General features: G+C 63.1%; 25 protein-coding genes. 12 read left to right on the plus strand and 13 right to left on the minus strand.

All coding sequences use genetic code 11. From position 1 onward, the window contains the following. The first annotated feature begins 72 nt into the window (after positions 1-72). The 4 genes from FGK64_RS22160 to FGK64_RS12220 all read left to right on the plus strand — a co-directional run bounded on the left by FGK64_RS22160 (position 73) and on the right by FGK64_RS12220 (position 4,147). Complete coding sequence (locus tag FGK64_RS22160) at positions 73-225, plus strand: hypothetical protein (protein ID WP_171054000.1); 153 nt, start codon at positions 73-75, stop codon at positions 223-225. Then, positions 215-1,747: a hypothetical protein gene (locus tag FGK64_RS12210; protein ID WP_246057743.1), complete on the plus strand. Its 1,533-nt coding sequence runs from the start codon at positions 215-217 to the stop codon at positions 1,745-1,747. Before FGK64_RS22160 ends, FGK64_RS12210 begins: the two co-directional genes overlap by 11 nt. A 6-nt stretch (positions 1,748-1,753) precedes the next feature. Further along, positions 1,754-2,743, plus strand: a complete 990-nt coding sequence (locus FGK64_RS12215; protein ID WP_138864049.1) for a tyrosine recombinase — start codon at positions 1,754-1,756, stop codon at positions 2,741-2,743. An 84-nt stretch (positions 2,744-2,827) separates the two neighbouring features. Further along, the gene (locus FGK64_RS12220) at positions 2,828-4,147 is read left to right on the plus strand and encodes an HlyC/CorC family transporter (RefSeq protein WP_138864050.1); all 1,320 of its coding nucleotides are present in this window, start codon (positions 2,828-2,830) and stop codon (positions 4,145-4,147) included. A gap of 105 nt (positions 4,148-4,252) precedes the next feature. On the opposite strand, the gene FGK64_RS12225 is transcribed toward FGK64_RS12220, so the two are convergent. Further along, positions 4,253-6,673, minus strand: a complete 2,421-nt coding sequence (locus tag FGK64_RS12225; RefSeq protein WP_138864051.1) for a GcvT family protein — start codon at positions 6,671-6,673, stop codon at positions 4,253-4,255. A gap of 220 nt (positions 6,674-6,893) precedes the next feature. On the opposite strand from FGK64_RS12225, the gene FGK64_RS12230 reads away from it, so the two are divergent. From FGK64_RS12230 to FGK64_RS12265, 8 genes are all read left to right on the plus strand, one after another. After that, complete coding sequence (locus FGK64_RS12230; protein WP_138864052.1) at positions 6,894-9,311, plus strand: GcvT family protein; 2,418 nt, start codon at positions 6,894-6,896, stop codon at positions 9,309-9,311. Between the two features lie 6 nt (positions 9,312-9,317). Continuing rightward, a complete protein-coding gene (locus FGK64_RS12235; RefSeq protein WP_138864053.1) occupies positions 9,318-9,914 on the plus strand; it encodes a nucleotidyltransferase family protein in 597 nt (198 codons plus the stop codon). A 52-nt stretch (positions 9,915-9,966) separates the two neighbouring features. Then, complete coding sequence (locus FGK64_RS12240) at positions 9,967-10,830, plus strand: ATPase (RefSeq protein WP_138864054.1); 864 nt, start codon at positions 9,967-9,969, stop codon at positions 10,828-10,830. 70 nt (positions 10,831-10,900) lie between these two features. Beyond that, a complete protein-coding gene (gene metA / locus FGK64_RS12245; protein ID WP_138864055.1) occupies positions 10,901-11,821 on the plus strand; it encodes a homoserine O-acetyltransferase MetA in 921 nt (306 codons plus the stop codon). After that, positions 11,814-12,764 (plus strand): alpha/beta fold hydrolase, encoded by a 951-nt coding sequence (locus tag FGK64_RS12250; protein WP_246057744.1) that lies wholly within the window; start codon positions 11,814-11,816, stop codon positions 12,762-12,764. The genes metA and FGK64_RS12250 overlap by 8 nt, the downstream gene beginning before the upstream one ends. A 51-nt stretch (positions 12,765-12,815) precedes the next feature. Further along, complete coding sequence (gene ppk2 / locus FGK64_RS12255) at positions 12,816-13,685, plus strand: polyphosphate kinase 2 (protein ID WP_138864056.1); 870 nt, start codon at positions 12,816-12,818, stop codon at positions 13,683-13,685. Then, entirely contained in the window at positions 13,678-14,295 is a 618-nt protein-coding gene (locus FGK64_RS12260) for a TetR/AcrR family transcriptional regulator (RefSeq protein ID WP_138864057.1), read from the plus strand. Before ppk2 ends, FGK64_RS12260 begins: the two co-directional genes overlap by 8 nt. A gap of 80 nt (positions 14,296-14,375) precedes the next feature. Beyond that, positions 14,376-15,119 (plus strand): FkbM family methyltransferase, encoded by a 744-nt coding sequence (locus FGK64_RS12265; protein WP_138864317.1) that lies wholly within the window; start codon positions 14,376-14,378, stop codon positions 15,117-15,119. Here the strand turns inward: FGK64_RS12265 and FGK64_RS12270 are convergent. The 12 genes from FGK64_RS12270 to rplM form a co-directional block, all read right to left on the minus strand. Then, complete coding sequence (locus FGK64_RS12270; protein ID WP_138864058.1) at positions 15,116-16,351, minus strand: glycosyltransferase family 2 protein; 1,236 nt, start codon at positions 16,349-16,351, stop codon at positions 15,116-15,118. The two genes, FGK64_RS12265 and FGK64_RS12270, sit on opposite strands and share 4 nt — an antisense overlap. A 3-nt stretch (positions 16,352-16,354) precedes the next feature. After that, complete coding sequence (locus FGK64_RS12275) at positions 16,355-17,134, minus strand: cephalosporin hydroxylase family protein (RefSeq protein WP_138864059.1); 780 nt, start codon at positions 17,132-17,134, stop codon at positions 16,355-16,357. Further along, entirely contained in the window at positions 17,121-17,840 is a 720-nt protein-coding gene (locus FGK64_RS12280; RefSeq protein ID WP_138864060.1) for a WbqC family protein, read from the minus strand. The genes FGK64_RS12275 and FGK64_RS12280 overlap by 14 nt, the downstream gene beginning before the upstream one ends. Further along, positions 17,837-18,493, minus strand: coding sequence for a formyltransferase family protein (locus FGK64_RS12285; RefSeq protein ID WP_138864061.1), 657 nt, complete (start codon positions 18,491-18,493; stop codon positions 17,837-17,839). The genes FGK64_RS12280 and FGK64_RS12285 overlap by 4 nt, the downstream gene beginning before the upstream one ends. Continuing rightward, entirely contained in the window at positions 18,490-19,119 is a 630-nt protein-coding gene (locus FGK64_RS12290) for a class I SAM-dependent methyltransferase (protein WP_138864062.1), read from the minus strand. Before FGK64_RS12290 ends, FGK64_RS12285 begins: the two co-directional genes overlap by 4 nt. After that, positions 19,119-20,228, minus strand: coding sequence for a DegT/DnrJ/EryC1/StrS family aminotransferase (locus FGK64_RS12295; protein ID WP_138864063.1), 1,110 nt, complete (start codon positions 20,226-20,228; stop codon positions 19,119-19,121). Before FGK64_RS12295 ends, FGK64_RS12290 begins: the two co-directional genes overlap by 1 nt. After that, complete coding sequence (locus FGK64_RS12300; protein WP_138864064.1) at positions 20,225-21,442, minus strand: class I SAM-dependent methyltransferase; 1,218 nt, start codon at positions 21,440-21,442, stop codon at positions 20,225-20,227. The genes FGK64_RS12295 and FGK64_RS12300 overlap by 4 nt, the downstream gene beginning before the upstream one ends. Further along, positions 21,439-21,981 carry a dTDP-4-dehydrorhamnose 3,5-epimerase family protein gene (locus FGK64_RS12305; protein WP_138864065.1) on the minus strand — a complete coding sequence of 181 codons (543 nt, stop codon included), beginning with the start codon at positions 21,979-21,981 and terminating at the stop codon, positions 21,439-21,441. Before FGK64_RS12305 ends, FGK64_RS12300 begins: the two co-directional genes overlap by 4 nt. Next, a complete protein-coding gene (rfbG, locus tag FGK64_RS12310; RefSeq protein ID WP_138864066.1) occupies positions 21,978-23,024 on the minus strand; it encodes a CDP-glucose 4,6-dehydratase in 1,047 nt (348 codons plus the stop codon). The genes FGK64_RS12305 and rfbG overlap by 4 nt, the downstream gene beginning before the upstream one ends. Beyond that, positions 23,021-23,800, minus strand: coding sequence for a glucose-1-phosphate cytidylyltransferase (gene rfbF, locus FGK64_RS12315; protein WP_138864067.1), 780 nt, complete (start codon positions 23,798-23,800; stop codon positions 23,021-23,023). The genes rfbG and rfbF overlap by 4 nt, the downstream gene beginning before the upstream one ends. Before the next feature lie 133 nt (positions 23,801-23,933). Further along, positions 23,934-24,434 (minus strand): 30S ribosomal protein S9, encoded by a 501-nt coding sequence (rpsI, locus tag FGK64_RS12320; protein ID WP_138864068.1) that lies wholly within the window; start codon positions 24,432-24,434, stop codon positions 23,934-23,936. 5 nt (positions 24,435-24,439) lie between these two features. Next, positions 24,440-24,898, minus strand: coding sequence for a 50S ribosomal protein L13 (gene rplM, locus FGK64_RS12325; RefSeq protein ID WP_138864069.1), 459 nt, complete (start codon positions 24,896-24,898; stop codon positions 24,440-24,442). Positions 24,899-25,043: the final 145 nt, after the last annotated feature.

Genomic DNA, 25,043 nt, shown 5'->3' on the forward strand with positions numbered 1-25,043 from the left:
GACGTGATCTTGTCGAAAAGGCCATATATAACTTGAGCAAAACCGCGAGCAGTAGAACGGGACAGGACTGACATGATCGGCAAGCTGATAAAATTTTTGGTATATATTCTGTGCCTCAGCTTTATCGGCATTGTCGCCTACGCCTATGTGGGGCCGTGGTTTTCGGCCGATTTCAAGGCACCGCAGACCGAGATACGACAGCCGGTGACACTGAATGCGGATTGATCGCGGGATTCGCGCTGGTCTGATAGGGGTTGCCTTGTGCCTGCCTCAAATCGGCACGGCGCAGCAGCCGCTGAACGCCATTGACTGGCTGGGCCGCAACGCACCGAACGTGCGCACCGGCCCGGTGCTGAACGAACCACCTGTGACGCGCACGGCGCTGCGCCCCGATGTGGCGGTTGAACCGCTGCAGCGGCGCAGCGATCCCATCGGGCTGGTGCCGGGCCGCGTTACCGGCCTGCCGGATCATCTCTGGCGCGGCAGCGATGTGGACACGCTGACGCGGCTGATCGCGCAGGTGCCGGTGCGACGCAGTCCGGCGATGCAGACCATGCTCTACACATTGTTGCTGTCGGAAACGCGCCCACCCCCGGGCGAAGAAGACGCCGAGCATCTGATTCTGGCGCGGCTGGACCGGCTCATGGCCCTTGGCGCGACCGACCCGGCGCAATCGCTGGCTGAACAGGCCGGGCCCAGCAAATCCTCGGCGATCTTCCGGCGCTGGTTCGATGCAACGCTTCTGAACGGCGCCGAAGATACCAGCTGTGCCGAATTGTTGCGCGCGCCCTATCTGCTTGACGATTACGGCGCGCGCATTTTCTGCACCGCCCGAGCCGGCGACTGGCAGACTGCCGCGCTGACGCTTGAGGCGGCGCATGCGCTGTCGATCTTGCCGCCAGATCGGCTGGCGCTGCTTGACAGGTTCCTGAGCCCCGACATTTACGAAGGTGCACCGCCGCTGCCGCCACCTGGGGCGCCAAGCCCGCTTGAATTCCGCCTGTACGAAGCAATCGGAGAGCGCCTGCCCACCGCGTCGCTGCCGCGTGCGTTTGCCAACGCGGACCTGCGCGATGTCGCCGGATGGCGTGCCCAGATCGAGGCCGCCGAACGCCTGACGCGCATCGGCGCCCTGCCCGCCAATCGGCTGCTTGGCCTTTATACTGACCGACGCCCCGCCGCCTCGGGCGGGATATGGGACAGGATTGATGCGCTGCAGCTGTTTGAAACCGCGTTGACACAGGGCAGCGCAGACGCGGTGGCCAAAACCCTGCCCGAGGCCTGGGCACAAATGCGCGCGGCAGAGCTTCACACCGCCTTTGCCGAAATGTTCTCGGATCGTCTTGCCGAGCTGGATCTTGGCGCCACGCCGGTCGCGCAGATGGCCTGGCGCATTCAACTGCTGTCGGCCAATTACGAAACCGCTGCCACGAACGCGCCAGAGGGTCAGGCGTTTCTGGCCGGCCTGGCGCATGGGGCCCCCGATGGCGCTCTGGCCGACAGTGCCACAGAACGCGCTGTGTCCGACGGGTTCACCACGGGCGCCGCCTTGCCGGCGTCCGTTCAGATGGCGCTGGATCAGGGCCAACTGGGCGAAGCGATCCTGCTGGCGATGCAATTCTTCGACCGGGGCGCGCGCGGCAATCCGGCGGACCTCAGCAGCGCCTTGGCCGCGCTGCGCGCCGTTGGCCTGGAAGACACGGCCCGCCGCGCCGCGCTGCATCTGATCCTGACCAGTCGAGGTTAAAGCCGTATGCCTGCCGATCCTGCCCCCCATGGCGCGCATGACTGGATCTCGATTTTCCTCGAGGCGCAGGCCGCCGAGCTGGGCGCGGCTGGAAACACCCGCCTGGCCTATGGGCGCGACCTGAAAGACCTGGCCGCATGGTGCAGCCACCGGAAACTGGCCTTTGCCACGCTGACGCGGTCAGAGATTGAATCCTACATGGTGCATTGCGAAGCCGAAGGGCTCGCCACGGCCACGCGGGCTCGCCGGTTGTCGGCGGTCAAACAGCTGTTCCGCTTTGCCTTTGAAGAAGGCTGGCGTGGTGACAACCCTGCGATCCAGATCAAGGGCCCGGGCCGCGAAGCGCGCCTGCCCAAGACACTTGATATGGTGGAAATCGAACGTCTTCTTGCCGCTGCGCGCACCACGGGACGCAGCGCACAGGACCGGGCGCGCAACACCTGCCTTGTCGAGCTGCTTTATGCCACCGGTATGCGTGTAAGCGAGTTGGTCGGGCTGCCGGTGTCGGGCGCACGCGGCAACCCGGCGCTGTTGCTGGTGCTGGGGAAAGGCGGCAAGGAACGCATGGTGCCCCTGTCACCGCCCGCGCAGACGGCGCTGGCCGAGTGGTTGAGCGTACGCGACGCGGCAGAAGATTTGGCCAGCCGCGAAAAGGGGACACCATCGTCACGGTTCCTCTTCCCCTCGCGCGGCAAAAGCGGCCATCTGACGCGGCACCGGTTCTATCTGTTGATCAAGGAAATCGCCATCGCGGGCGGTGTGTCCCCCGACAAGGTAACGCCGCACACACTGCGCCATGCCTTTGCGACGCATCTTCTGGCCAATGGTGCGGATCTGCGCTCGATCCAGACCCTGCTGGGCCATGCCGACGTGTCCACGACCGAAATTTACACACACGTGCTGGACGAACATCTGAGCGAGCTGGTGCATACCCATCACCCGCTGGCGCGCGAGGACAGGCGCGACCGGGACACGCCGCCGCGCAAGGTGCCTTGAATGCCGGGGGCACGACCCCCATAACCCCCTTGTACCCTTGCCAAATGCCCGAAACACCGGGCCAACCTGCGAAAGACCCTGACGATGGACGCGGCCGACACCGTTTTTGACAGCGCCTTCTGGATCACCACGGGCGGCATTTTTCTGCTGCTGTTCATGTCTGCGTTTTTCTCGGGCTCGGAAACCGCGTTGACGGCGGCCTCGCGCGGAAAGCTGCGGGCGCAGGCCGACAAGGGGTCGAAAGGCGCGGAATTGGCGCTGAAGATCACCGAGGATAACGAACGCCTGATCGGCTCGGTCCTGTTGGGCAACAACCTTGTGAACATCCTCGCGGCCTCGCTTGCGACCTCTCTGTTCACGCGGGCGCTCGGCGACAGCGGCGTGGCGCTGGCGACGCTGGTGATGACGCTGCTGGTGCTGGTCTTTGCCGAGGTGATGCCCAAGACCTACGCCATCATCAACTCCGAGGCGGCGGCCTCTTTCGTGGCGCCAATCATCGCGCTGCTGGTGCGCGTGCTGTCGCCGATCGTGTCCGCAGTGCGCCTGTTCGTGCGTGGGCTTCTGCGCCTGTTCGGCGTTCGGGTCGACCCCGACAGCAACATCCTTGCGGTGCGCGAGGAAATCGCCGGGGCGCTGCATCTGGGCCATTCCGAAGGCGTGGTCGAAAAGGAAGACCGCGACCGGATTCTGGGTGCGCTGGATCTGGGCGACCGCGCGGTGGAAGAGATCATGCTGCATCGTTCGGGGATCGAGATGATCGACGCGGCGCAACCGGCGCAGGCGATTCTGCAACAGTGCCTCGACAGCCCGCACACCCGCCTGCCCGTCTATCGCGACGAGCCGGAAAACATTATCGGCGTGGTCCATGCCAAGGATCTGCTGCGCGCCATGTACAAGGCCGCCAGCGCCCCCGATGCCGACCCGGCGGCGCTGCGCAATTTCGCAATCACCGATGTGGCGATGCCGCCCTATTTCGTGCCCGAGACCACCACGCTGGACGACCAGATGCGCCAGTTCCTGCGGATGCGGACGCATTTCGCGCTGGTGGTGGATGAATACGGATCGCTGCAGGGGCTGATCACGCTGGAAGACATTCTGGAAGAGATCGTGGGCGAGATCACCGATGAATTCGACGTGGATGCCGAGCATCCGCTGAAACAGTCCAGTGACGGCACCTACCTAGTGGATGGTGCGATGACGATCCGCGACCTGAACCGCGCAACCGACTGGAACCTGCCGGATGAAGAGGCCAATACCGTCGCCGGGCTGGTCATCCACGAGGCGCAGATGATCCCGACCGTGGGGCAGGTGTTTTCCTTTCACGGCTTCCGGTTCGAAGTGGTCGCCCGTGAAGGCAATCGCGTGACCCAGCTGCGCATCCGGCCGCTGCATCCGGCGGATTGATTGGGCTTCCCCCCCGGCCGGGAGGCGGCAAGTATACGTCGTACGGGGGCTCTGCCCCCATCCCTGCGGGATTCCCCCGGGATATTTGAGGCCCAAAGAAGCAGGTCAGCTGCGCAGGCGGAGGCCTTTCGGGTCGTACGGGGGCTCTGACAGGATTTGGGCACTGTGTGGGCGGCCGAGGACCATGACCTCGACACGGTCGCCGGGGGCGCCCTTGCTGAGGTAGGCGATGGCGAGCGAGACGCCGACCGTGTGGCCATAGGCACCCGAGGTGACGCGGCCCACGCCTTCGCCGTTCAGGAATACGGGCTCGCCCCCCGTGGCGTCGGCATTGCTGGCGTCGGTTGCGGCCCTGTCGAGGGCCAGCATCACCATGCGTTCGCGAGGCGAATTCGACAGCACCTGTTCAAGCGCGTCGCGGTTGAGGAAGGGTTTGTCCATCTTGCAGAGCCGGTCGAGCCCGCATTCCTGTGGCCAGTATTCCGGGCTGTAGTCGCGGCTCCACGAGCCGTAGCCTTTTTCGATGCGCAGGCTGGTGAGGGCGCGCGCACCGACCGGACCGCCGCCGGCCTTGCGGGCGGCGGCCAGGAGCGCGGCGTAGAGCGCCGCCTGGTCTTCGGTGGCGCAATGCAGTTCCCACCCGAGGTCGCCGGTGAAGGAGACGCGCAGCGCGAGACAGTCGACCCCGGCCACGGTCATCAGGCGGCTGGTCATGAAAGGAAAAGCCGCGTTCGACAGGTCGGTTTCGGTAAGCGGTTGCAGGATGTCGCGCGCCTTTGGCCCGGCAAGGTTGAAGCCGCACATCGCCTCGGTCTGCGAGGTGAAGCTGGTGCCACCGGGGAGCGGCACCGCGCGGAAGAACCGGCTGTGATAGCGTTCGGCGATGCCGGATCCGATGATGCGATAGTCGCCCTCGGCGATGCGGGTGACCGTGAAATCGCCCGCGATGCCGCCGCGTTTTCCGATCAGCGGTGTCAGACAGCTGCGGCCGTCCTGTTGCGGCATCCGGTTGGCAAACACCTGTTCCAACCAGTCGGCGGCGCCGGGGCCGGCCACGCGGTACTTGGCGAAGTTCGAGATGTCGATCAGCCCGGCCGCTTCGCGCAGCATCCGGCATTCGCGGCCCACGGGCGCCCACCAGTTCTGGCGGGTGAACCCGTTGGTATCTGTTGCGCCGGGTGTCTCGGCGAACCATTGCGGGTGTTCCCAGCCGTAGGTCAGGCCGAAGACCGCGCCCATGTCGGCCTGTGCCTGGTAGATCGGGCGTTGGCGCAGGGGGCGGCCGGCGGGGCGTTCCTCGTTCGGGAAATGGATGGCAAAGCGGTGGCTGTAGACCTCGCGCACCTTGGCGCGGGTGAACTCGGCATCGGCCCATGCGCCGAACCGGGCCATGTCCCAGGCGAACATGTCGCGGCTGGTTTCGCCCGTGGTGATCCACTCCGCCGCCATCAGCCCCATGCCGCCGGATTGTGAAAAGCCAGGGATGATTCCGTTGCAGCAGAAGTAGTTGCGCAGTTCCGGCACCGGGCCGAACAGCACGTTGGCATCTGGAGACCAGATCATCGGGCCGTTGATGACCCGCTTGATCCCGGCGCGGCCCACGGCGGGCACGCGGTCGATCGCGCGCATCATATTCGGTTCGATCCGGTCCAGATCGTCGGCAAAGAGTTCATGCCCGAAATCCGGCGGCGTGCCATCTTCGGCCCAGAACCGCATGTCGCGTTCATAGGCGCCGACCAGCAGGCCCATGCCTTCCTGCCGCAGGTAGTATTCGCCGTCGCGATCGGCGACCGAGGGCAGACGGCGGCCCATATCGGCAATCTCGGGAATGGTTTCGGTGACGAAATACTGATGCTCGGTGGGTTGCAACGGCAGGGTAATCCCGGCCAACGCGGCCACTTCGCGCCCCCAGAGCCCTGCCGCATTCACCACCCAGTCGGTATGGATGTCGCCGTTGGGCGTGCGCACTGTCCAGGTGCCATCGGGGCGCTGCTCGGTCGCCGTCACAGGGGTGAACCGGTGGATTTCGGCGCCCCGCGCCCGGGCCCCCGCGGCATAGGCCTGTGTCACGCCCGAGGGGTCGACGTTGCCGCCGTCGGGTTCCCACATGATGCAGCGGATGCCGTCGAAATCGACCAGCGGGTGCAGGCGCTCGGCCTCGTCGCGACTGACCTCGTGAAACCGCATCCGGTAGAGCCGCGCCTTGGCCTCTTGCAACCGCAGTTGGTGTTCGCGGGCCTCGGTCTGGGCCAGATACAGCGAACCGGGCTGGTAGACGCCACAGCCCTGCCCGGTCTCGGCCTCCAGTTCCTTGTAGAGCGCCATCGTATAATGTTGCAGCCGCGAGATATTGGTGCTGTCGTGCAGCCCGTGGATATTGGCCGCCGCGTGCCAGGTACTGCCGCTGGTCAGCTCATCCCGCTCCAGCAGCACCACGTCGCGCCACCCCAGTTTCGCAAGGTGATAGAGGATCGAACACCCGATGACCCCGCCCCCGATCACAACCGCCTGCGCCCGTGTCTTCATCTGTCGCTTCCCTTGCCTGACGGGCCAACCCTGCCCGGGAACATCGCGGCGAAATTGCTGAATGGCGACATCCGGCGTCGTTCCTGGGCGGTGGGCGGCGAGAAATCTTTGCGCGACCACCTGCACCGATAGCCCAAAGACGACGCATCTTGTCGGAAACATGCTTGCCCGGTTGCGCCGTCTTGGTGAAGTTGGCCGCAGCCAACAGCAGGGAAATACCATGAAAACCACAACCCGTGTCGCGGTCATCGGCGGAGGAGTCGTCGGATGTTCGGTTCTGTATCATCTGACCAAGCTGGGATGGTCCGATGTGATGCTGATCGAACGGTCCGAGCTGACCAGCGGCAGCACATGGCACGCGGCGGGCGGCTTTCACACGCTGAACGGTGACACCAACATGGCCGCGCTTCAGGGTTATACGATCCGGCTGTACAAAGAGCTGGAAGAGATCACCGGCATGTCCTGTGGTCTGCACCATGTGGGCGGCGTGACGCTGGCCGACAACCGCGACCGGTTCGACATGCTGGTGGCGGAACGCGCCAAGCATCGTTTCATGGGGCTAGAGACCGAGATCATCGGGCCGGAAGAGATCGCAAAGATCGCGCCGGTCACGAATATCGACGGCATCATCGGCGGGCTGTATGACCCGCTCGATGGGCATCTGGATCCCTCGGGCACCACGCATGCCTATGCCAAGGCCGCGCGCATGGGCGGGGCAACGATCGAAACGCACTGCATGGTGCGCGAAACCAACCAGCGCCCCGACGGGACGTGGGACGTGGTGACCGACAAGGGCACCATCCACGCCGAGCATGTGGTGAACGCCGGCGGCCTTTGGGCGCGCGAGGTGGGCGCGATGGCGGGGCTGTATTTCCCGCTGCACCCGATGGAGCACCAGTATGTCGTGACCGACGAGGTGCCCGAGATTGTCGAGATCATGGCCGCAGGCGGCGAGCATCCGCATGTGATGGATCCGGCGGGCGAAAGTTACCTGCGGCAGGAAGGCCGGGGGCTGTGCATCGGGTTCTACGAACAGCCCTGCAAGCCCTGGGCCGTCGACGGCACGCCCTGGACCTTTGGCCACGAGCTGCTGCCCGACGATTTCGACAAGATCGAGGACAGCATCGAATTCGCCTACAAGCGCTTCCCCGCACTGGCGCGTGCCGGGGTGAAATCTGTTATTCACGGGCCGTTCACCTTTGCCCCCGATGGCAACCCGCTGGTGGGCCCGGTGCCGGGTGTGCGCAACTATTGGTCGGCCTGCGGCGTGATGGCTGGCTTCAGCCAGGGCGGCGGCGTCGGGCTGATGCTGGCGCAGTGGATGATCGAAGGCGAATGCGAACGCGACACCTTTGCGATGGACGTGGCGCGCTTTGGCGACTGGATCAGCCCGGGCTATACCCGGCCCAAGGTGATCGAGAACTATCAGAAACGGTTCTCGGTCAGCTATCCGAACGAGGAACTGCCCGCCGCGCGGCCCAACCGCACCACGCCGATGTATGACATCTTTACCGGCATGGGCGCGGTCTGGGGCCAGCAATTCGGACTTGAGGTCGCGAATTACTTCGCCCAGGGCGACGAGCCGAGCTATGAAACGCCGTCGTTCCGCCGCTCGGACGCCTTTGGTGCCACCGCGCGCGAGGTTGCGGGCGTGCGCAACGGTGTGGGCATCAACGAGGTGCACAATTTCGGCAAATACACCGTCACCGGCGCAGGTGCGCGGGACTGGCTGAACCGCATCATGGCCGGGCGCATTCCCCAGCCGGGCCGCGTGTCGCTGACGCCGATGCTGTCGCCCAAGGGCCGGCTGATCGGGGATTTCACCGTGTCCTGCCTGGCCGAGGGCGATTTCCGCCTGACTGCGTCCTATGGCAGCCAGGCATTCCACTATCGCTGGTTCCTGCAAAACCTTGACGGTGACGTGCGGGTCGAAAACATCTCGGACAAGGTGAACGGGTTCCAGATTGCCGGGCCGAACGCCGCCAAGGTGCTGGCCGCCTGCACGCGCAGCGACATCTCCGACATGCGGTTCCTGGACGTGCGCCGCATGACCGTGGGCATGACCGACTGTGTGGTGCAGCGGGTCAGCTATACCGGCGACCTGGGGTACGAAATCTACTGCGATCCGATGGCGCAGCGGCAGCTGTGGCAGGTGCTGTGGGACGCGGGCCAACCCCATGGCATGGTGCCTTTCGGGATGCGCGCGATGATGTCGCTGCGGCTGGACAAGTTCTTTGGCTCGTGGCTGTCGGAATTCTCGCCCGATTACACCGCGGCCGAAACCGGGCTGGATCGGTTCATTTCGTTCAAGAAACCGGACGATTTCATCGGTCGCAAGGCGGCAGAGGCCGAGCGTGACGCTGGCCCGGCGCGGCGGCTCTGTGCTTTTGCGGTCGATGCGGATGACGCCGACGTGCATGGATACGAACCGATCTGGCTGGACGGCTCGGTGCAGGGGTTCTGCACCTCGGGCGGCTATTCGCACCACGCGGGGCAGTCGGTCGCGATGGGCTTCCTGCCGGTCGACTCCATTGCCGAGGGGCTGGAGGTCGAGATCGAGATCCTGGGCCAGATGCGCCCGGCGCGGCTGATCACCGAACCTCTGTTCGATGCCGATGGCGCGCGGATGCGGGGCTAGGCCACGATGTTCGCCTATCCGGTCATCGTGCTGGCGGCGGGGCAATCCCGCCGGATGCGCGGGGCCGACAAGCTGCTGGAAGATGTCGGCGGGCAACCCCTGCTGCGCCGACAGGCCGGGATCGCGCGGGCGGCGACCACGGGCGCGGTGATCGTCGCCCTGCCCCCGGCCCCGCACCCGCGCCACCACGCGCTGGCGGGGCTGGATGTCACCGCCCTGCCCGTTCCCGATGCGGCCGAGGGCATGAACGCCAGCCTGCGCGCAGGCGTGGCCGCGCTGCCGCCCGGCACGCCTGCGGCCATGGTTCTGCTGGCCGACCTGCCCGAGCTGACGACCGACGATCTGATCCGCGTCGCCACCGCATTCGACCCGGCGCAGACCCCGGCGTGGCGCGGCACCACCGAAGACGGCCAGCCGGGCCACCCCATCGTCTTTGCCGCGCGACTGTTTCCGCAGCTTCTGGCGCTGCAAGGCGACAGCGGCGGGCGCGAGGTGGTCGGCCCGCTGGGCGAGGCGGTCGGTCATGTGCCCCTGCCCGGGCAACGCGCGCGGCTGGATCTGGACACGCCCGAGGCCTGGGCCGCCTGGCGCGCCCGCGATTGACCACGCCCCCGGCGCACACTAGCAAGGGCAAAACTTCGGACCGGGACCAGACATGCTATATTCCACCCCGCAAGAGTGGCGCGAGGCGCCGCGCAAACGGATTTTGTTCTTCGGCATGTCCGGGCTGGGCAAGACATACCTGTCGAACATGCTGCGCGAGGCGGGCGGCTGGTTTCACTATTCCATCGATTACCGCATCGGCACGCGCTACATGGGCGAATACATCGCCGACAACGCCAAGGCCGAAGCGATGAAGGTGCCCTTCCTGCGCGACCTGCTGCTGTCGGATTCGATCTATATCGGGTCGAACATCAGCTTTGAAAATCTGACCCCGGTCAGTTCCTACCTTGGCAAGCCGGGCGATCCCGCGCGCGGCGGGCTGGCGATGGAGGAATACCGCCGCCGTCAGGACCAATTCCGCCAGTCGGAAATCCACGCGCTGATGGACACACGCTATTTCATCGACCGGGCCGAGCGGCTGTATGGCTATCCGCATTTCATCTGCGACACCGGCGGGTCGATCTGTGAATGGGTCGATGCCGAAAACCCCGACGACGCGATCCTCAAGGAACTGTCGGCCCATACGCTGATGGTCTGGATCAAGGGCGACACCGCCCATACGCAAGAGCTGATCCGCCGGTTCGACCGCGCGCCCAAGCCGATGGCCTATCAGCCGGAATTTCTGGCCAGCGCATGGCAGGCTTATCTGGACGAAACCGGCAAGCCCGAGGATCAGGTAAACCCCGACAGCTTCATCCGCTGGACCTATGCGCGCGCGCTGGCCCACCGTCAGCCGCGCTATGAAGCGATGGCAAACTGGGGTGTCACAGTCACCGCCGACGCGGTGTCGCAGGTGCGCGATGCCGCCGGGTTCGACGACCTGATCGCCGGGGCGATTAACCAGAAAAACGGCTGAACCGTTCGCAGGCTTGGCATCAGGGGCGGCAGGGCTTATCTGTCGCCTTCACACGAAACGGATTGTCACCATGCCTATCAAGATTCCCGCCGATCTGCCCGCTTACGAGGTTCTGACCCGCGAAGGCGTGATGGTGATGTCGGACGACGATGCCGACCGGCAGGACATTCGCCCCCTGCGCATCGGACTACTGAACCTGATGCCCAAGAAGATCCAGACAGAGAACCAGTTCGCCCGGCTGATCGGCGCGACTCCGTTGCAGATCGAGCTGTCCCTGATCCGAATGAGCGACCACCAGTCGCGCAACACCGCCGCCGAGCATATGGAAAGCTTTTACCGCACCTTTGAGGAGGTCGAAGCCACTGGCGAGAAGTTCGACGGGCTGATCATCACCGGCGCGCCCATCGAGCACCTGCCGTTCGAAGAGGTCACCTATTGGGATGAACTGACCCGCGTGATGGACTGGACCCAGGCCCATGTGCATTCCACCTTTGGCGTCTGCTGGGGTGGCATGGCGATGGCCTGGCATTTCCACCGGGTGCCAAAGCATATTCTGACCGACAAGGCGTTCGGCTGTTTCCGGCATCGCAACCTTGCCCCGGCCTCGCCCTTCCTGCGCGGGTTTTCCGACGACGTGATGATGCCTGTCAGCCGCTGGACGGAAATGCGGCAGGAAGACATCGACGCCGCCGGGCTGACCACGCTTGTCACCTCGGACCAGACCGGCCCCTGTCTTGTGCACGACCCGGACCACCGCGCCGTCTATATCATCAACCACCTGGAATATGATTCAGACACGCTGAAACAGGAATACGACCGCGACGTGGACAGCGGCACGCCGATCAACGTGCCCGCGAATTACTACCCCGACGATGACCCCTCGCGCCGGCCGATGAACCGCTGGCGCAGCCACGCACATCTGCTTTACGGCAACTGGATCAACCAGATCTATCAGACCACGCCGTTCGATCCGGCCAAGATTGGTGGCTAAGGCGGTTCTCATCGTCGTGATCCTTGGCGCGGCGCTGGTGGCGCTGACGCTATGGCGTGCCTCTGCGCGCGAGGCGGCGGCGATGCAATCCCACCCGCCCGAGGGGCAATTGCTGGACGTGAACGGGGTGCAGGTGCACGCCGTCATCACGGGGCAAGGCCCCGATGTCGTGCTGATCCACGGCGCCAGCGGCAACACCCGTGACATGACGTTCCGGCTGGCCCCGGCGCTGGCGGATCGCTACCGCGTGATCGTGTTTGACCGACCCGGGCTGGGCTATACCGACCGGATCAACACGACGGGCGCCAGCCTGACGGAACAGGCCGATCTGCTGGTCGCTGCCGCGCGGCAGTTGGGGGCCGACCGCCCCATCGTGATGGGGCAAAGCTATGGCGGCGGAGTCGCGTTGGCCTGGGCCCTGAATCATCCCGAGATGCTGTCGGCGCTGGTGCCGGTGTCGGCTGTGTCGAACCCGTGGGACACGCCACTTGATACCTATTACAGCGTCCTGTCCTCCTGGTGGGGCAAGCGGTTCGTGACGCCTCTGATCACAGCGTTTGTCCCGAAGGCGGTGGTGAACAATGCGGTGGACGAGGTATTCGCCCCGCAATCCGCGCCCGACGGGTACAACGCGCATCTCGGCGCCGGGCTGACCCTGCGGCGCATCTCGATGCGCGCCAATGCCGATCAGCGGGCCAACCTGAAATCGGAAATCGTCGCTCAATATCAACGCTATGGCGACATCTCTGTCCCGACCGAAATTGTCCACGGCACGGCCGACACCACCGTTGGCCTGTCGCTGCATTCCGAAAAGCTGGTGCGCCAGATCCCCGGCGCCGTGCTGACCCGGCTGGAGGGCATCGGCCACATGCCACACCAGGTTGCCAGCGAAGATATCGTCGCGGCAATCGACCGCGCCGCTGCGCGCGCGGGTTTGCGTTAACCCGATTAACATCCCATATTGGGCAGAGGCAGCAAGACAGGAGGACAGGCGATGAACCTTCCGTTCGACGGGGCGATCAGCGCCTATTTCGATACCGACGCCCCCGCCGAGGTGCGCGATGCCATCAAACGCGGCGAAAAGGGCGAGATCCTCAGCCACAGCTATCCGCATTCAGAACGTTTGGCGCGCAAGGTCTATGAAAAAGAGCTGAAGCTGCTGCAGATCGAGTTGGTCAAAATGCAGGCATGGGTGAAAGACAGCGGCGCGCGCGTGGCAATCGTATTCGAAGGTCGCGATGCCGCTGGCAAGGGCGGCACCATCAAGCGGTTCCGCGAAAACCTGAACCCGCGTGGGGCGCGCATCGTTGCCCTGCCAAAACCTTCCGAGGCCGAGGCCAGCCAGTGGTATTTCCAACGCTACATCAGCCACCTGCCCTCTGGCGGAGAGATCGTGTTTTTCGACCGCAGCTGGTACAATCGCGGCGTCGTCGAAAAGGTGTTCGGCTTCTGCTCGGACGATCAGCGCGAGCGGTTTTTCCACCAGGTCGGTCCCCTCGAACACTCCTGGGTGCAGGATGGCATCCACCTGTTCAAGTTCTGGCTGAACGTGGGGCGTGCCGAACAATTGCGCCGTTTCATGGATCGGGAAAAGGACCCTCTGAAACAATGGAAGCTGAGCCGGATCGACGTAGAGGGCCTGCGCCGGTGGGACGAATACACCAAAGCTATCCGCGAAACGCTGCAGCGCACGCACAGTGACGTCGCACCCTGGACCGTTATCAGGACTGACGACAAGCGCCGCGCGCGGTTGAACGCAATCCGCAGGGTGCTGCACGGGTTGGATTACACGCATAAAGACGCCAAGGCGATCGGTCAGATCGACACGCAGATTTGTGGCGGGCCGGACATCTGGAATGGGTAAACGGGGCTATCACCACGGCAACCTGCGCCAGGCGCTGGTGGATGCCGCGCTGGACCTGATCCGCGAAAAGGGCCCGACCGGGTTCACCCTGTCGGAGGCGGCCAAACAGGCGGGCGTGACCCCGGCGGCCGTCTATCGCCACTTCGAGGGCCGCGAGGATCTGATCGCCGAGGCCGCGTTGCAGGGCTACGAGATTTTCGCCGACCTGATGCAATTCGCCTATGACAAGGGTCAGCCTTCTGCACTGGCGGCTTTCGAGGCGACGGGCCGCGCCTATCTGGCCTTTGCGCGCAAGTATCCGGGCCACTACATCGCCATGTTCGAAAGCGGGATTTCAGTGAACCGCACGCCCGAACTGGCCGCCGTACGCCAGCGCGCGTGGAACGTGCTGGAAAAGGCGGCCGCCGACCTGGGCAAACATATCCCGGCCGAGAAACGCCCGCCGGCGGCGATGTTTTCCGCCCATATCTGGGCGATGAGCCATGGCGTGGTCGAATTGTTCGCCCGCAACAGCCCCGGCACGCAAAGCCCGTTTCCGCCCGAGGATCTGCTGGAAACCGGAATTGGCGTTTACCTGCGCGGCCTTGGCCTGATCCCACCCGACGAATGACAAGGCCCGCCCTTGCCGCCACGCAGCGGGCGGATTACCAAGGACGCAGAGTTCCCAACAACCTGACCGGGGCGGCCAATTTGTCTCATTTCCTGAAGAACACCAAGATCATCCGCCGGGACCGCCTGCGGGAGTTGAAAAACCGCGAACACGGCTATTTCGATTTGGAATTCATCAAGGCGCTTGAACCCGAGCACCGTGCAAAATGTGTCGATCTGCTGGAAACGTCCTGCAGCCAGGTGCGTCAGGATGTGTTTGCCCTGTCACGGGCAAATTATAAGCGTAACGGGTTTTTCGTGGAATTCGGCGCGACCAACGGGGTCGAACTGTCGAATTCCTATATGCTGGAACGCGACTACGGATGGACAGGCATTCTGGCAGAACCTGCAAAGGGCTGGCACGACGATCTGCGGGCCAACCGCAGCGCAAGGATCGACACCCGCTGCGTCTGGAAGGAAAGCGGCGAAACGGTGAATTTCGTGCAGACCGCCAGCGCGATCAATTCGGCGATCTCCAGCTTTGTAAAAACCTCGCGGAAGGTGCGTGGGCAAAGCTATGACGTGGAAACCGTGTCGCTGAACGATCTGCTGACCCAGCACGACGCACCCTCGGTGATCGATTTTATCTCGATCGACACCGAAGGCAGCGAATTCGACATTCTGAACGCGCTGGATTTCGATCGCTGGTCATTCCACGCGATGACGGTGGAACACAACTACGAACCCCAGCGCGAAGACGTTCACGCATTGCTAACGTCCAAGGGTTATCGCCGCGTTTTCGAAACCGCCTCGCGCTTTGACGATTGGTACGTGAAAGACATCTAGAATTGTTTCTTGAATGGACTGGACCTCTGGCGCGCGCCTTTCCACAAAGCATCGCGATTGGCAGAGCCATCAGGGCGATAGCCATCGCCAAGGATGATGTCGGCCAGCCGCGCAGCCGTATGCACAGTGTTTTCGCCTTCCATTTCGGCGCTCAGTCGGAAACTTTGCAGTTTTGACTTGGCCTTTTCCCACCGCGCCGACAGGCGACGACGGCTGACATCAGATACACGATCCGCCAGCACCCGGTTCAGCGTGTCGGTCTGGTCGATCTGCTTGGCGTAGGCGCGCAACCGCTCGGTGACGTCGCGCTGCTCGTTGGCATCGTGGCCCTTATGATCGGCCAGAATAAATTTGAACCAACTTGCGTAGTCGGGTTGCTCCGGGATTTTGGTGATATCGCGCACGGTCTCCAGGATCTGGAAGAAGTTGCCCCGCACCGAGGTGCCGAAATTGACCAGATCGCGAACCTGATCCGCATTGCTTTCCCGTGCAAAGCGCGTGGCGGGGTTTTCGGCGTTGGCCTTGATCGACTTCGAGTTCGACGCCGCGCCCGTGCTGGCGGCGCTTTTGCCGCTGATCGTGATCGGATGGCACAAATCAAAATGGCGCGCGCCCTTTAGAATGGCGAGATCGGTGTAGTATAAATCCGGGCTGCTTCCGTTGAAGAAAATTCCGTTCGCGGCGCGGTGACGCTCCATAAAGGAACGCGAGGCGGCACCGTGATACAGCGTGGGTGCCTGGAAATCTTCGAAATCGGCAGAGAGGAGTTTCGCGCGGATCCGAGCCATATCGACCTCTTGCAGCGCGCCGAACAGAAACTTCTTTTCAAAACGGACACCGCCAGCCTTGCCGATGAAACCCTCGATCGGCCAGCCATAGGTCGGAATCGACCAGCTAAGAGAGTCGGGCCGGTGGGTTTCCAACGCATTGCGCAGAACCCGGAACTGGCCCGGAATGAACGCATCGTCATCGCCGATATAGATCACATAATCGCCGGTCGCATGAGACAGGGAGAATTCGAAATTCTCTCTCATCGATACCCTTTTCCCGGTGTTGATTACCTTTACACGCGGGTCATGTATCTGCGCCAGCACATCGGCGGTGCTGTCGACGCTGGCATTGTCTGAAACGATGATTTCGATCCCGTCATCTTCGATGTCGAGCACTGTCCGCAAGCAGTGGCGCAGATATATCGCGCGTTCGCGCGTCGGGATGATGATGCTGATACGCATTGGCTAGTCTACGCGTTTCAAGAAGCCATCGGGCGCTACCGAAATCAGCAGCTTGTGATCGATGGATTTGTCGATCTCGAACCCGGGGTTGTCCTTGATCCAGGCGTGTACAGCCGTCTTCGGATTGTCTCCGGGGCCCCAAGGGCGGTCTACAGACATCTCGGGCGGCATATCTTCGACGATCGTGTCATAGACGCAGCAGTAACTGCCAGGGGTTACCATGGGCGCATAGGCGTTCAACTCGGCCAGAACATGATCATGGGTGTGGTTGCTATCGAGGCAGACCAGCACCGACTTGGCGTCGCCGACGGCGGCCTTTACCTGTTCAACGACGGACGGATCGATGGACGAGCCCTGGATCATCTCGATGCGGTTTGACATCGGATGCGCTTCGATGGCCTTGCGGTTGTGATCGCGGATATCGATATCGATCCCGATAACCTTGCGTTTAGGCTTAGATGGGTCAAGCACCTCACCCGCCTCGGTCGCATCACAAATGTCCAGCATGGCCAGAAGCGACGCCGACAGGATCAACGAGCCGCCATGGGCGATGCCGGTCTCGACGATGACATCCGGGCGACAGGCCCACACCAACTCTTGAAGCGCCCATGCGTCATTCGGAAACTGAATCGCCGGACGGCCAAGCCAGGAAAAATTGTAGGACCATTTGTGCCGCGTGATTTCACGCACCCAGACCCGGGACATGGCTTGAAGGTCGGTATCCTTGCCGAGGCCATCGATATTTTCGCGAACCTCTTGCTGGAACTGTTCAATCGGGTTCATGGGTAAATTCCTTCCAAGAGACGGAGCCGGATCGAATGAACGAGAGACCCTCTCGTCCAAGGTTCGCTACCAGATCCAGTGCGGTGACATAAGGGGTGAAGGCGCCGTGCAATTGCGGATAGGGCGCGCGTTGATAGTCCATGTAGCGCACCTCGATGTCTGATTGCTCGAACAGATGGTGATCGAGGTAGTTCGCCGCACCGTGCCCGGTTACATAGGCCGAACCACCCAATGCGACACAGATGTCATGGAGGCGTTGGCTCGAGCTGCCGCCGATGCCAAGATCGCGCGAGTCGCAGAAGCGCGTACCGGAGTCCAGGCCGAAGTAGCGGGACAGTTCGATGATCGAGGCGCGTCCGACATGGCCAAGAGTGTCCGCCGACTGTGAAAACACACGGTCGACAATCCCCAACATCTCGTCAAGATGCGGCGCCTGCCGGTAGGCAGCGCGCAATGTGGCGCGGTGCGCAGCTCGCCAATCCTCGCGGTCGTCGATCCGGACCTCGTCGATCAGCTGACCGCGATGGCGGTCGCGCGTCGGCACCGTCAACCACGGCGTGCCGTTTGGTGTCTTGATCTGCACACGATTGTAAAAGCCACGGGTGAACTGAACATCGTCGTAGTGCACGAACGTATCGGCCAAGCGGACCTGTTCCAGCAGCCCGACCCAAGGGAAGTACATCGATTGAGAGACGACAACCTTCATGGCTGCATGGCCCCCGGCGCATTGTCCGCCAGGAATCCCGCAAAGGCGGCGCGAAGCGCCTGGGCAGCGAGGGCCGGATTGGCGGAAGCTGTCACGCGCGGCACGCATGGACCTGCCGCACGTTCGATCGCGACCAGAGTCAGATAGACCTTCTGGACATAGGACAGCTTGTTATCTGTCTCTGGCGAGGCGTCATTAGGCAAGGGCGATACGACCTGCGCAACAATTGGTCCTGCATCAATGCTGCCATCGACGTTGTGTAGCGTGGCCCCAAGGAACCGGGCATTTGCGCCACGTGCAGCCCGAACCGCACCGAAACCCGGGAATGCAGGCAAAAGTGACGGGTGAATGTTCTGAATCTCGAAACCTTCGTACAGCTCTGGCCCGATCAGACGCAGAAAATAAAGCAGTCCAAAGGTGATATCGTGGCGCCGGAATTCTTCGGCCGCCTGGGTCGAGAACGCGTCGCGCGTGGTCCAGTCGATGCGTCGGTGCGCGATATCACGTTCAACAGCGCGCGCCTCGGCATCACAGGGACGGTCGGTAAGAACAAGTGTGGACCCAGGATCCACCAGCCCGGCCTCCCGCGCCATGTCAAACGCCGTAAAGAACGCGCTGCCGCCAGCTGAACACACTGCACAAAGCCCGATCATGCAGGTTCCCGGAAGAGGTAGACGCTGTATTCGAACAGCGGATAGGCGTGATCGATGCGGAAATATGGGGTCACTTCCGCCATGCACCAGGCGAGGATATCGGTCGGGCTTTGGTAGTACAGGTTCTCGGCGTGAAAGTTGACCTTGGAGGTCATTGTGTTGAATACGCAACCGATGTCTGACAGGTCAAACAGTCGACGGATCAACCGGCGGGCGAAATCGTCCATCTCGCGGCCCGGCGTGTCAAGCTTCTGGGTAAGGATTCCGTTGCAAACCACGATATCGTAACGCCCGTCAAGTGACGCATCCAGGATATCGCCTTCAATGAACATCGCATCGGGATGCGTCCGCCGCGCTTCGTGCAGCATGGCAGGGACCACGTCGATGCCCGTGTACTCAAGCGAAAGTCCTCTTGCGTTGGCATGGCTCAGTAACCCGCCATAGCCGCATCCGACATCAAGCAGGCGTGGGCGGCGAAGGCCGGGCGGAAGGACCGCCAGCATCTTGTCATATCGCAGGGCAAGGCGCGTCTCGTCACTGCCCCAGTCAGCGCCCGCCGATGTCGCACCGTGGCGATCAAAGGTGCCGGCATAATGATCTTTCATGCGTTGGGTGATCCTGTCCATCACGCTGCTCCGTCCATAAGGCCGCGAACCACCTCTGCCACCCGGTCGATGTCGGTCTGCGTCATGTCGTGATAGCTGGGCAGGTTGATGGCGCGGCGCGCAATGTCATGCGCATGGCGGGTTTGCGCGCTGTCAAAGAAGTCGAGGTCGGACAGCGGGCTGAAGAACACGCGGGCATCAATGTCGGCGGCCTGAAAGGCGGCGATGGCCTGGGCCTGCGTGATGCCTGTCTGTTCGGAAAAGACCACCGTAGGCATCCACGCGCCATTCACCACGCCCGTCGGCTCGGGGTTCATCGCGATGCGGTCGTCGGGCAGCAGGCGGGACTTGTAGGCGGCCAAAATCTCGCGCTTGCGCGCGGTCAACTCATCTATGCGTTCGATCTGGGCCAGGCCGATGGCGGCCTGAACGTTCGAGATCTTGTATTTGAACCCGATCATATCGGGCCAGAATTGTCGCGTCTGGCCGCGCGCGCGGCCGTGGTTCGACAGGGTCAGAACGGTTTCATACAACTCGGCGTCCGAGGTGGCGAACATGCCGCCTTCGCCCGTGGTCATCGTCTTGGTGCCGTGGAAGGAAAACGTGGAAAACCGCCCCATCGACCCGGCGCGCTTGCCCTTGTAGACCGATCCGATCGCCTCGGCCGCATCTTCGATCAGCGCGATGCCGTGGCGGTCGGCCAAAGCCAGCAGCGCGTCCATGTCGCAAAGATTGCCGTAGATATGCGTGGCGATGATGGCGCGGGTCTTCGGCGTGATCGCAGCTTCGGCGGCCAGGGGGTCGATGCACCAGCTGTCGGGATCGACATCCACAAACACCGGCGTCGCCCCCACATGGGCGATGGGCGCGGCGGTGGCGATCCAGTTGGTATCGGCCAGGATAACCTCGTCACCCTGCCCGATCCCCAGCGCCGAAAGGCCCATGTGCAGCGCGCCGGTGCAGCTTGACGTGGCGATGACATGGGGCACGCCCAGATGCGCGGCAAACCCGGCCTCGAACCTGTTGATATAGTCATAGCACTGCGCGCCCCAGCCGTTGCGCGCGGCGTCGGTGGCATAGTCGACCTCAAGATCCGTGATTGAGGGCCGGGTATAGGCGATGCGGCTCATGTGATGGTCAGCTCCGGTACGGCGGTGACGAAGCGAGTGCCCTGATCGGCGAGATCCGACAGTTGCGCGCGCACCTCGGTGCCGATGTTCCACGGCAGGATCACCACGTAATCCGGGCGGTTGTCGCGCAGCGCGTCAGGCGCAAGAATCGGAATATGGCTGCCGGGCATGTATTTACCCTGCTTCGATGGCGCCGCATCGCAGACAAAGCCGATCAGGTCGGGCCGCACCCCGGCGAAATTCATCAGCGTGTTGCCCTTGGCCGCCGCACCATAGGCGGCCACGGATTTGCCCTCGGCCTGCGCATCCAGCAAGAAGCGCAGAAAGGCGTTCTTGACCGCCTCGGCCTTGGGTTGGAAGGCGGTGTAGTAGCCGTCCGTCTCCATGCCCCGGTCGCGTTCCTGCGCCAGAATGGCGGCGACAGCGGCGGTTTCGGCGTGCTCGGCCCCGTCGAGGCAGGCGTAGACGCGCAGCGACCCGCCGTGTGTTGGCAGCTCTTCCACATCGAACACCCGCAATCCCGCCCGCGCCATGATGCGCGATACCGCCAGCAGCGAGAGATACGAGAAATGTTCATGATACACGGTGTCGAACTGGTTGAATTCCACCAGCCGCATCAAGTGCGGGAATTCCAGCGTGATAACGCCCTGCGGTTTCAGCGACCGCGCCAGACCAAGTGTAAAGTCATTGATATCAGGCACATGCGCATAGACGTTATTGCCAAGGATTAAGTCTGATTTGGGCAGATTTTCCGCCATCTCAGCCCCGAAGAACGCCTGTTCCACCGGAATTCCCAGCGCGCGGGCTGCCTCGGCCGTGCCTTTTGTCGGCTCGACCCCAAGGCAGGGAATGCCGGCGGCGACGAAATTCTTCAGCAGGTATCCATCGTTCGAGGCCACCTCGATCACATGGCTGTCGGTGCTCAGGCCAAGCCGGTCCGTGATCATCTGAACGTAGGCCGCGGCATGGGCCAGCCAGCCCTGCGAGGTCGACGAGAAATAGGCGTAATCGTCGGTAAACAGCTGATCGGCATCGGCGAAATCCTCGGTTTGCACCAGACGGCACTCCGGGCACGCCGCCAGCCGCAGCGGAAAGGTCAGCTCTGGCCGCGACAGGCCCTCGGGCGCAAGATAGGCGTTCGACGGCGGCGCATGGCCCAAGTCAAGAAAGGGCAGCGTCAGCGGTGTGTCGCAGTGGCGGCAGGTCTGGGTCACAGCGGGTCGCACTCCTTCAGCGGGGGCAGGTCACGGTCTCGGTCCGACATCTGCACGGGTGGCTGCGGCCAGTCGATCCCCAGCGCCGGATCCAGCGGGTTGATGCCGCCTTCGTGCCCGGGTGCATAAGCGGTGGAATGCAGATATTTCAATTCGGTGCCGTCCTGCAACGTTTGGAACCCGTGCGCGAACCCCTTGGGAATGTAGATGGCATTGCGCCGCGCACCGTCCAGCGTGACGGCGGTATGGCGCCCAAAGGTGTCCGAGTCGCGGCGCAGATCTACGATCACATCCAGGGCCATGCCGCGCAGGCAGCGCACCAGCTTGATTTCATCCGCCGGGGGGCGCTGAAAATGCAGGCCCCGCAGGGTGCCTGCGTGGGTGTTGACCGAAATGTTCATCTGCACCCAGGTGGTGTTCAGCCCCTGCGCGGCGAATTCATCGTCGCAATACAGCCGCGCGAACATTCCCCGCGCATCCTCGCGAGGGTCGATGTCGATGCTGACGGCCCCGGCCAGTGGCAGCGGCGAAAAGATCATTGCGCGGCCTCGAAGGCGGCAATCTGCGCGGTGGTGATCTGCGTCGGGTCGGCCCCCTGCGCCACGTCGCGATACCATTCGACCGTGTGGCGCACGCCGGTTTCAAAATCCCAACGCGGGCGATAGCCCAGATCTCGGCGCGCCTGTTCGATCGACAGCGCCAGCAACCCGGCCTCGTGCCGGGCCGAGGGGTCGGACATATCGCGCCAGTCGCCCGGCCAGTGCCGCAAGGCTGTATCCACCAGATCGCGCACCGGGCGCACATCGCAGGTTTCGGGGCCAAGGTTGTAGCTGTCGGCCAGCGCATCACCCGCCAGCGCCCTTTCGGCCAGCGTCATATAACCGGACAGCGGCTCCAGCACATGCTGCCACGGCCGCACCGCACCTGGATTGCGCAGGCCAAGCGCCTGCCCCGCCCCGAGCGCGCGCGCCAGGTCGGGCATGATGCGGTGCGCGGCCCAGTCGCCGCCGCCGATCACATTGCCCGCCCGCGCAGAAACCACGCGCACGAGGTGATCGCCAAAGAAAGACTTGCGGTAGCTGGCGATCACCAGCTCGGACCCGGCCTTGCTGGCGCTATAGGGATCATGCCCGCCCAGCGGGTCGGATTCGCGATAGGGATGCACCCATTCGCGGTTGTCATAGACCTTGTCGGTGGTGATCATCACGGCGGCACAAGGGGCATCCAGCCCGCGCAGCGCCTCCAGCACATGCGCCGTGCCCATCACGTTGCTGGCCCATGTGCCGAGCGGGTCGTCGTAGGACGCCAGAACCAGCGGCTGCGCGGCGAGGTGAAACACCACTTCGGGGCGCACCCCTGCCACTCGGTCGGCGACCACCTTGGGATCACGTATATCGCCGATCCTGTGATCCAGCCTTTCGGCCAGCCCAAGCTGGTCGAACAGCGCCGGATCGGTATCGGGCACCAGCGCCAGCCCAAACACCTGCGCCCCGCGCATCAGCAACCACTGCGACAGCCAGCTGCCCTTGAACCCGGTGTGCCCGGTTACAAGGACGCGCTTTCCCTCCCAGAAGCCGGTCATCCGCGGAGCGGCGCCCAGACACGCCAGGGCGCGCGGCCGTCGGCCCACAGCTGTTCCAGCTCGTTCTTGTCGCGCAGCGTGTCCATCGCCATCCAGAACCCGTCGTGCCGCCAAACGGCCAACTGACGGTCGGCGGCAAGCTGCTCCAGCGGATCTTTCTCAAACACGGTGTGGTCGCCTTCGATCCGGTCGAACACCGAAGGCTCGCAGACCATGAAGCCGCCATTGATCCAGCGGTTGTCGCCCTGCGGCTTTTCCTGAAACGCGGTCACGCGATCGCCATCCAGACCCAGCGCGCCAAATCGGCCCGCTGGAAGGATCGCCGTCATCGTGGCCTCGCAGCCCTGCGCCCGGTGAAAATCGACCGAGGCCGAGATATCGACATCCGACACCCCGTCGCCATAGGTCAGGCAAAATGTGCCATCGACATAGTCGCGCACCCGCTTGATGCGCCCGCCGGTCAATGTGGACTCGCCGGTGTCGACCAACGTCACCTTCCATGGCTCCGAGCTTTGGTTGTGTACCTCCATGCCATTGGTCGTCATGTCGAATGTGACGTCGGACATATGCAGGAAGTAATTCGCGAAATATTCCTTGATCATGTAGCCCTTGTAGCCACAGCAGATCACGAATTCGGTGACCCCGTGGTGGCCGTAGATCTTCATGATGTGCCACAGGATCGGACGCCCGCCGATCTCGATCATCGGTTTCGGACGCAGGTGCGATTCTTCGCTGATGCGGGTGCCGAACCCACCGGCCAGAATGACTGCTTTCACTATCCCACCCGCCAATTGTTGTGTCTTTGCGGCAGGATGTGGTTACACAATCGCGCGCGGCTTCACAAGGAAATCGCAACGGAAAAGGCCGCCCCCTTGCGGGAACGGCCTTGTCCAAACATATGTCCGAAGCTTAACGCTTGGAGAACTGGAAGCTCTTGCGGGCCTTGGCCTTACCGTATTTCTTCCGTTCCACAACGCGGCTGTCGCGGGTCAGGAAGCCGGCGGCTTTCAGCGCGCTGCGCAGCGAGGGATCGTAGAGTTGCAGCGCCTTCGAGATGCCGTGCTTGACCGCACCGGCCTGACCCGAGAGACCACCGCCCTTGACGGTTGCCTGAACGTCGAACTGGTCTTCGACGCCGGCCACGCTGAAGGGCTGACGCAGGATCATCTGAAGCACAGGGCGCGCGAAGTAGTCGTTGATCGGCTTGCCGTTCACAGTCACCTTGCCCGAACCCGGCTTGATCCAGACGCGGGCTACCGCATCTTTCCGCTTGCCGGTGGCATAGCTGCGACCCAGATCGTCACGAACGGGTTCGCGGGGGTCCAGCGTGGTTTCGGTGCCCTGAACGCCGCCGACATTCTCGGTCACCGCGTCCTTGAGATCTTCGAGGGTGTTGATTTGATCGGCCATCTGGATCAGCTCCGGGTATTTTTCTTGTTCATGGATTTGACATCCAGAACTTCAGGGCTCTGTGCCTCGTGCGGGTGCTCGCCACCGGCATAGATGCGCAGGTTCGTCATCTGCTGGCGGCTCAGGCGGTTGCCCGGCAGCATGCGCTTGACCGCTTGGAACACCACGCGCTCAGGGTGCGCGCCCTCCAGGATCTGCTGCTTGGTGCGCGATTTGATCCCGCCGGGGTGGCCGGTGTGCCAGTAGAAATGCTCTTCGCGTTTCTTGCCGGTCATCTGGATCTTGTCGGCGTTGATGACGATCACATTGTCGCCCATGTCCATGTGCGGGGTAAAGCTGGCTTTGTGCTTACCGCGCAGACGCATGGCGACGATCGAGGCGAGACGGCCCAGAACGACACCCTCGGCGTCGATCAGGATCCATTTCTTGTCAATGTCTGCCGGTGTCGCAGAGAAAGTTTTCATGACGGATCTTCCCGTTTGGCGTTAAGCCCGCGGGTTGCCCCGGGGCCGTAATTCGATGGACGGGGTTTATAGGGGGCCATTGCACCAGTCAAGCGGCACATATCCGAATTTATCAATTAAAATCAGCCTCTTAAAAAATAGGTAT

Origin of the sequence: Arenibacterium halophilum (genome assembly GCF_005938225.1) — a bacterium.
Classification (GTDB): Bacteria; Pseudomonadota; Alphaproteobacteria; order Rhodobacterales; family Rhodobacteraceae; genus Arenibacterium; species Arenibacterium halophilum.